The organism is Frankia sp. Cppng1_Ct_nod (assembly GCF_920656135.1).
Classification (GTDB): Bacteria; Actinomycetota; Actinomycetes; order Frankiales; family Frankiaceae; genus Protofrankia; species Protofrankia meridionalis.
Map to the genome: position 1 here is coordinate 1 of NZ_CAKKTK010000127.1, position 7,102 is coordinate 7,102.

A 7,102-nucleotide genomic window follows, 5' to 3' on the forward strand; every position below is an offset into this window, starting at 1 on the left:
GGCCCACTCCCATGCCACGCCGTAGTGAAGCCCGCGGGAAAGCTCGACAAAGTCCTTTCGGATGTATCCAAGCCCGCTTGGAGTGAGCCACTGGTGCTCGTTTTCGGGGGGTAGTCGTGCCTCCGCGCCGAGGACTCCGCCAAAATGCCATACTCGTACCGGCGGCATCGTCGGGTCGAACTGGACCTGCGCGATGTATCGACCATCCTGCTGCGATCTCGGAATGTAGTCGAGGATGGGGGTCATCTCGCGATCGGTATGTGCCCGTAACCGGTATGCGAAGGAAATACGGTGGCCGGGCAGCAGTGGTTCGGGAAATTCGAGCTCTGTCAGCTGGTGACCGTTGGAGGTGAACGCGGACCGGCGGACCCGGCAGTTCGCCAGTGGTTCCACCCGTACAACCTCGGACCGCGGGTCGCTGTGGTAACGGGACGTGGCGACATAATGATCAACATTATTGTCGAGTGCCACCAGCGAGCGGAATACCAGTACTTCGGTGAGGATCCGGCCGGAAAGCCGTACCAGGATCTCGGTCCGGTCGAAGGCGAACCGTGACCGGTCGGCGGCGAGCAGATCCCCGGAGTCGTCCTTTTCCAGATAGTCCTGCCAGCCATCCCGGATGTCGAGCTCCGCGACCCGCTGTCGGAGTAGGAGCGCGACCTCGACCGCCCCCCGGTAGAACCATTCTCGGACCGTCCGCTCGTGCCGGCCTCGTCGGCGGGCCAGCGCGTCGATCCGGGCGGTCAGCGAGGGGGCGGCCGAGCTTTCGCCGTCGAGGTTGAATCCTATCTGCGCACCGGTGCGCAGTTTTTCCTGGGAGACTGCGTGACAGCATTCAGAAATGATCTTCTTTAATGCTATCGCGCGTTGGTTGGCCGACCATTCATCCGAAGTTTTCGGTAATTTTACCAGGGATGATCGAGCGAGTTTCACGAGATCGATTCCCCGGCCGGTCGAGAGCGCGACGAGTTCTGCCCTGATCGTTTCGACGGTCGATTCGGTCATGACGTCGCCGGCCATGGGTCGGCCCCCGTTCCCTTGGTCAACCGGCCGGGCTCCGGGCGCGGCGCCACGGTTCGACGGTCATAACTCGCGCCACCTTGCGCCGGACCTGTCCGCACCGTTGAGCCGTGGAGCTTCCGTTGTGAACGGTAGACGTGTCGGGACGTACGTGCGCGAACAATTAAGAAAAGCCGAAGAAAGTAAACTGTTTTGTCCGTTTTGTGGTTCCGTGGTCCTGCTCGCGGGGCCAGCCGACGGATGGAGCCGTGGCCGCAGGCCGGCGGAGGCGGCCCGCAGATCGGGTCTGCGGTCCGGGCGGACAGCATGATCGGTGTTTCCAGGAGGGTGGAACGCGCATCTGGAGGCCGGGGTTCCCTACGATCTGGTCATGAGCGAGCGCCTGTCGGAGTCCGGCCAGCCGATCAAGTCAGTGTACGGTGCATCTGATCTTCCTGAGGGTCTTTCGGAGCGTCTGGGCTCGCCCGGCGACTACCCGTTCACCCGGGGCGTCTACCCGACGATGTACATCGGCAAGCCGTGGACGATGCGGCAGTATGCGGGCTTCGGTACCGCCAGGGAGTCCAACGAGCGCTACCACTCGCTGGTCGCCGCCGGCACCGGAGGGCTTTCCGTCGCTTTCGACCTGCCGACCCAGATGGGCTACGACTCCGACGAGCCGATAGCGCACGGTGAGGTCGGAAAGGTCGGCGTGGCAATCGACTCGGTCGAGGACATGCGGGTGCTCTTCGACGGCATCCCGCTCGACGAGGTCTCCACGTCCATGACCATCAACGCGCCCGCGTCCGTGCTGCTGCTGCTCTACCAACTGGTCGCAGAGGAACAGGGCGTCCCCGGTTCGAAGATCACGGGCACGATCCAGAACGACGTTCTCAAGGAGTACATCGCCCGCGGTACCTACATCTACCCACCCGCACCGTCGCTGCGGCTGGTCTCGGACACGTTCGCCTACTGCCGTGCCGAGATCCCCAAATGGAACACGATCTCGATTTCCGGCTACCACATGGCCGAGGCCGGGGCCACGCCCGCACAGGAGATCGCTTTCACCCTCGCCGACGGCATCGCCTACGTCCGGGCCGCGATCGAGGCGGGGCTTGCCGTGGACGAGTTCGCCCCGCGGCTGTCGTTCTTCTTCGTCTCCCGCACGACGCTGCTGGAGGAGGTCGCGAAGTTCCGCGCCGCCCGCAGGATCTGGGCGGACGTGATGAAGAACACTTTCGGTGCCACGAACCCCAAGTCGATGATGCTGCGTTTCCACACCCAGACCGCGGGTGTGCAGCTCACCGCGCAGCAGCCCGAGGTCAACCTCGTCCGGGTCGCGATCCAGGGACTCGCCGCCGTGCTCGGGGGGACCCAGAGCCTGCACACGAACTCCTACGACGAGGCCATCGCCCTACCGACGGTCAAGGCCGCGACGCTGGCGCTGCGGACCCAGCAGGTCCTTGCCTACGAAACGGACATCACCGCCACCGTCGACCCGTTCGCCGGCTCCTACGCGGTCGAGGCGCTGACCGACGAGGTTGAGAACGCAGCCCGCGAACTCATGGAACAGGTCGAGAAGCGTGGGGGTGCGGTGGCCGCGATCGAGCAGGGCTACCAGAAGAGCGAGATCGAGAACTCCGCCTACGCGGTCCTGCAGGGAATCGAGGACGGCTCCCGCACCGTGGTCGGCGTCAACCGGTTCCGCGCCGAGCAGGAGGAGCACTACGAGCCGCTACGGGTGAACCCGGCGATCGAGGCCGACCAGTCCGCCCGGCTCGCGAAGCTTCGTGTCGAGCGCGACAACGCCGAGGTGACCCGCTGCCTCGACAGTCTCAAGGTCGCCGCGCAGGGAACCGACAACGTCCTTTATCCGCTCAAGGAGGCGCTACGCGCCCGCGCCACCGTCGGCGAGGTCTGCCACGCGCTGCGCGCGGTCTGGGGGGTCTACCACCCCGCCGACGCCTTCTAGCCCGCCGGGCGCGGGGGAAACCCTGGCCTTGTGATACCTACGGGGCTGTTTGGTATCACAAGCTAGCGCCAGTGGTAGGTAGGTATCACAACGCCGGGGCGTGATGGATGTGTTACGGAAGGGGTGCCGTTGGGTCGCCTTCGATCGCCTGGAGGATGCCGTTCGCGACGAACAGGCGATTGCGGACGCGGCCCGGTACCTCCGTGAGGATTCCGCTCTCCACCAACTTCGTGACGGTCAGGCTGGCGGAACGATGCGTGACAGCGAGAATGCCCCGAGCTCGGCTGATGGTCAGCGCCGGGACGTCGAACAGGGCGTCCACCAGCACTCCCAACAGCGCGGACGAGCGCGCGGTGCTGACCCGAGCGCGGTAGTCGTCGCGCAGGCTCTGTAGCGAGACGGAGCGACGCACCGCATCCCGGGCCTGTTCGGCGACACCGCGGAGGAAGAAACCCACCCAGCCGGCCCAGTCCCCGTGGGTGGAGACCCGCAGCAGGCAGGCGTAGTACTCGTCGCGTCGCGGTTCGATCCACGCCGAGATGTCCAGTAGGGGGGCATCGAGCAGGTCCCATTCGGCCAGCAGCAGGACGACGAGAAGTCTGCCGACCCGGCCGTTGCCGTCGAGGAACGGGTGGATCGCCTCGAACTGGTAGTGTGCACACGCAATCGTGACCAGTGGTGGCAGATCGTGGTCGACGTACAGGTATTTCTCGAACGCGTCCAGGCACTCCCACAGTCGCTCGGGTGGCGGCGGAACGTAGGTCGCGGTGTCGAGGGTGCACTCGGGCGCTCCGATCCAGTTCTGGCTTCGCCGAACATCGCCCGGAGTGGCGTAGTCGCCGCGGACGCCGCCCAGCAGGATGGCGTGCGCTTCCCGGAGCAACGACACGCTCAGCGGGAGCCGACGATTCGGATCAAGAGCGTGTTCGACTGCCGTCACGTAGTTGAACACCTCCCGGACGTCATTGCCGTCGTCGTGGGTTGGTTGGTCGGCCTCGAACAGGACCAGATCCGACACGGACGCCTGTGTTCCCTCGATCCGGCTGGACAGCACGGCTTCCCGGCGGACGAGCGCGCGGGCCAGCAGGCGTGGATTGGGCAACGTCCGACCGGCGCCGGCAAGCTCGCCGAGGGCACGGTCGGCCTCCGAGAGCAGACCGACCAGAGACCGGTCGAAGTCGAGCGCCGGTGGCAGCGGCGGTGGGACGAAGGCGAGGTAATCGCGCTCGGCCCGTACGACGTAGCACGACTGCTCGGGAGCGAAGGAGTCACGCCGCACCGATACCCACCCACCGTCCCGATGTCCTTGTGATACCTACAGGGCTGTTTGGTATCACAAGGATGCGCCAGTGGTAGGTAGGTATCACAACGCCGAGCCGTGGGCGGGACATCCTTGCGCGCCTGGTGCCCTGTGCGCGTGTGGCGCCCGGTGGTGGAAGGCTGGGATGCGTGCGAGGCATGCCGGCACGCCGGGCCAGGCCACCGGACGTTCCGCTGGAGCCGGGGGAGTTCACCGAGGTCGTGCTGAGGGGGAGGCTGACCGACCCGTCAGGTCCCGGTGCGCTCACCGCCAGGGCTGAACGCTTCATCGGACACCGGCTGGGGACATCCCGCTGGATCCTGCTCACCACCCGGCGGTTGCTGGTCGTCGCGCCGTTCCCGCGGGCGGGTGACTACTTCGACGTGGCGTTCGACCGACGAACGGTCGCGGCGTCCCAGGGGCGTAAGCGCGGTGACCTGATCACCGTCGACCTGATGACCCCGGCCGGACGGCAGGTGCTGCGGGTGCCGGCAAGCCTGCGCGGCGAGGTCTCCCGCCTCATCCGGGCATTGCGCCGTCCCCGTTGAGTGATCGGATGTCCGTGTGGTCAGGCCAGGGGCCAGGGGGCAGGTGCCAGGGGGCAGGTGCCAGAGCGCGTCGATGGGTAGTGCCCGGAGCCGGTCGCCGAACGGCAGCGTCTGCTGGCCCGTGTAGAGCAGGTAGCCGGCGATGGGGATGCCGGACTGGGTGGCGAGTGAACTCGGTACCAGGAGCCCGCCGGACCGGCCCGCGAGCAGGCAAGGAGCCTGCGCAGGTCGCCACGGCGTTCGATGACGGACAGTTCGGTGACGTCGCGCTCGATGAGGGTGGACAGATACGACTCGAAGAAGGCCGTGCGGGCGGCTGGCCGCCGGTTCGGAAAATATGACGCCAGGCATGCGGGCATATTCGATCGGTCACCGCGAGTCCGGACGGGAGGTTCCAAGTTTCGGTGGTCGGTGCTTTCACCGGGACACCCAGGTGGTCGGCGAGGTGCTGCGCGAGCGGCTCCGGCCCGTCGCCCGTGTTGCAGGCGCGAAATCACCTGCGAGGTGGCGGGCCGATACGACGGTCCCCGTCGACATGCCGTAGGCTCCTTACCTGCATGAACTCCTCAGAGATGCGTATCGCGCCTTCTCTGCTGACCGGAGGGCACTGGTAAACTTTCGTTCTGATATGAGCAAGGAAGTGGGGATCTGGTAGAAGATCGTAGATGGCCAGGTAATAGTTCATGGCCTCGCTCCAGACCCATTTCCCATCCGTAAGAAAGACCATCGGCACGATCGGCCCCCGGTCCGGGTCGAGCTGGTCATGAGACCGGCTACGCGCAGCGACCACTAGTTCTCCGGCGTCGAGGAACCCTAGGATGCGCTCCTTCTCCGCCGCGTCCGCGCGGGGGTGATCGGGCTCGAATAGGCCGTAGCCGTCCTGGTCGTATCCGTCGAAGACCCTGGCGATCTCAAGCCATGTCGTCAGATCGTCTGTCTCTGTCATGGGGTGCTCCCTGTCGACCTCGGTGTGAAGTCTCGCCAGTTTCCGAACCGGGTCGTCTCACTGACTATCCCGTGACTGTCAACCTGCCATATCGGCTCGTCAAGCATCATCTGCCCGGACGGGAGGTTCCAAGCTTCGGTAGTTGGCGCCATCACCGGGACACCCAGGTGGTCGGCGAGGTGCTGCGCGAGCGGCTCCGGCCCGTCGCCCGTGTTGCACGTGCGAAATCACCTGCGAGGTGGCGGGCCAATACGACGGGCGCCGTCAATGGGTCGGCGAACGCGGATACGGTTAAACTCCTCGCTCACGCGGAGAATGGCGTCCTGGGTGAGGGTCGGACAATGATAATCCTGTGCCGCAATGCGTCCGAGAAAGCGAGATTCCGGCAGAAGGTCGTGGTTCTTGAGGTAGTAGTTGACCGCCTTGCTCCAGACCCATTCGCCGTCCGTGACAAACACCATCGGTACGACCGGTCCGCGGCCTGGGTCGAGTTGATCGTGTGACCGGCTACGTCCCGCCAAAACCCATTCACCCGCGTCAAGGAACGCCAGGATGCGCTCCTTTTCCGCCGCGTTCGCGCGGGGGTGATTGGGCTCGAATAGGCCGTAGCCCTGCTGATCGTATTCGTCGAAGACCCTGGCGATCTCCAGCCATGTCGTCAGCTCGTCTGTCTCTGTCATGGGGTGCTCCCTGTCGACCTCGGTGTGAAGTCTCGCCAGTTTCCGAACCGGGTCGTCTCACTGACTATCCCGTGACTGTCAACCTGCCATATCGGCTCGTCAAGCATCATCTGCCCGGACGGGAGGTTCCAAGTTTCGGTGGTCGGTGCTTTCACCGGGACACCCAGGTGGTCGGCGAGGTGCTGCGCGAGCGGCTCCGGCCCGTCGCCCGTGTTGCAGGAGAAGAGACGCACCGGTCGTCCGCTCCAGGTGGGGTCCTTGCGAATGAGATACGCCAGTTCGGGCGCGCTCAGGGCATCGTCGCCCACGTAGACGTTGGTCGGGCTCCCATGCATGTCGACGGTGAACCGGGCGGGGTCGGGAGTAACCTGATGGGCCACCTGGAACATGTCGGTGTCGGACGACTCGTAGAATGCTCGACCGGCGGGGGTGCTCCGGCTGTCGTTCCAGGCCCGTTCCAACCGCTGACCGACACCGAGTTCCCGGGTGATCTGCCGGACTCCGGTCGCGCTCTGCTCGCCTGCCCGCACCGCTGATGCGGACGACTCCAACAGGCCCCGCCCGACCGCGGTCAGGTGCGCACCCTCCTCGACCAGCCGCCCGACCGGAAGGACGGAGATCAGGGCGAGGGCGACTTCCCATGGGCTGGCCTTCCCC

The 7,102-nt window shown here is 65.6% G+C and carries 7 protein-coding genes and 2 pseudogenes; 2 read left to right on the top strand and 7 right to left on the bottom strand.

All coding sequences use genetic code 11. From position 1 onward, the window contains the following. The coding region (locus NBW77_RS21440) for a hypothetical protein (protein WP_131745610.1) at positions 1–1,005 on the bottom strand (1,005 nt) is incomplete at its 3' end. 385 nt (positions 1,006–1,390) lie between these two features. Between NBW77_RS21440 and NBW77_RS21445 the strand changes: the two genes are divergently transcribed. Then, complete coding sequence (locus tag NBW77_RS21445) at positions 1,391–2,971, top strand: acyl-CoA mutase large subunit family protein (RefSeq protein ID WP_131745623.1); 1,581 nt, start codon at positions 1,391–1,393, stop codon at positions 2,969–2,971. Positions 2,972–3,083: 112 nt separating this feature from the next. Here the strand turns inward: NBW77_RS21445 and NBW77_RS21450 are convergent, their stop codons facing one another. Beyond that, positions 3,084–4,250, bottom strand: coding sequence for a Fic family protein (locus NBW77_RS21450; protein WP_131745611.1), 1,167 nt, complete (start codon positions 4,248–4,250; stop codon positions 3,084–3,086). Between the two features lie 179 nt (positions 4,251–4,429). Between NBW77_RS21450 and NBW77_RS21455 the strand changes: the two genes are divergently transcribed. Then, positions 4,430–4,819 carry a hypothetical protein gene (locus tag NBW77_RS21455; protein ID WP_131745612.1) on the top strand — a complete coding sequence of 130 codons (390 nt, stop codon included), beginning with the start codon at positions 4,430–4,432 and terminating at the stop codon, positions 4,817–4,819. Here NBW77_RS21455 and NBW77_RS22935 read toward each other — a convergent pair. From NBW77_RS22935 to NBW77_RS21470, 5 genes and pseudogenes are all read right to left on the bottom strand, one after another. Continuing rightward, a pseudogene (locus NBW77_RS22935) lies at positions 4,791–5,294 on the bottom strand (hypothetical protein); the annotation flags it as partial. The gene NBW77_RS21455 and the pseudogene NBW77_RS22935 sit on opposite strands and share 29 nt — an antisense overlap. A gap of 18 nt (positions 5,295–5,312) precedes the next feature. Then, entirely contained in the window at positions 5,313–5,765 is a 453-nt protein-coding gene (locus NBW77_RS21460) for a hypothetical protein (RefSeq protein WP_250280234.1), read from the bottom strand. After that, positions 5,762–5,974, bottom strand: a pseudogene (locus NBW77_RS22940) (hypothetical protein); the annotation flags it as partial. The pseudogene NBW77_RS22940 and the gene NBW77_RS21460, both read right to left, overlap by 4 nt. Positions 5,975–5,992: 18 nt before the next feature. Then, positions 5,993–6,445, bottom strand: coding sequence for a hypothetical protein (locus NBW77_RS21465; RefSeq protein ID WP_250280235.1), 453 nt, complete (start codon positions 6,443–6,445; stop codon positions 5,993–5,995). Next, positions 6,442–7,102: DUF8616 domain-containing protein (locus NBW77_RS21470; protein WP_502799511.1), on the bottom strand; the 661-nt coding region annotated here is incomplete at its 5' end. The genes NBW77_RS21470 and NBW77_RS21465, both read right to left, overlap by 4 nt.

Bases quoted from the DNA above. Each gene is read 5' to 3' on its own strand.
- NBW77_RS21445 (WP_131745623.1), top strand. From the start codon at position 1,391: ATGAGCGAGCGCCTGTCGGAGTCCGGCCAGCCGATCAAGTCAGTGTAC.
- NBW77_RS21455 (WP_131745612.1), top strand. From the start codon at position 4,430: ATGCCGGCACGCCGGGCCAGGCCACCGGACGTTCCGCTGGAGCCGGGG.
- NBW77_RS21460 (WP_250280234.1), bottom strand. From the start codon at position 5,765: ATGACAGAGACAGACGATCTGACGACATGGCTTGAGATCGCCAGGGTC.
- NBW77_RS21465 (WP_250280235.1), bottom strand. From the start codon at position 6,445: ATGACAGAGACAGACGAGCTGACGACATGGCTGGAGATCGCCAGGGTC.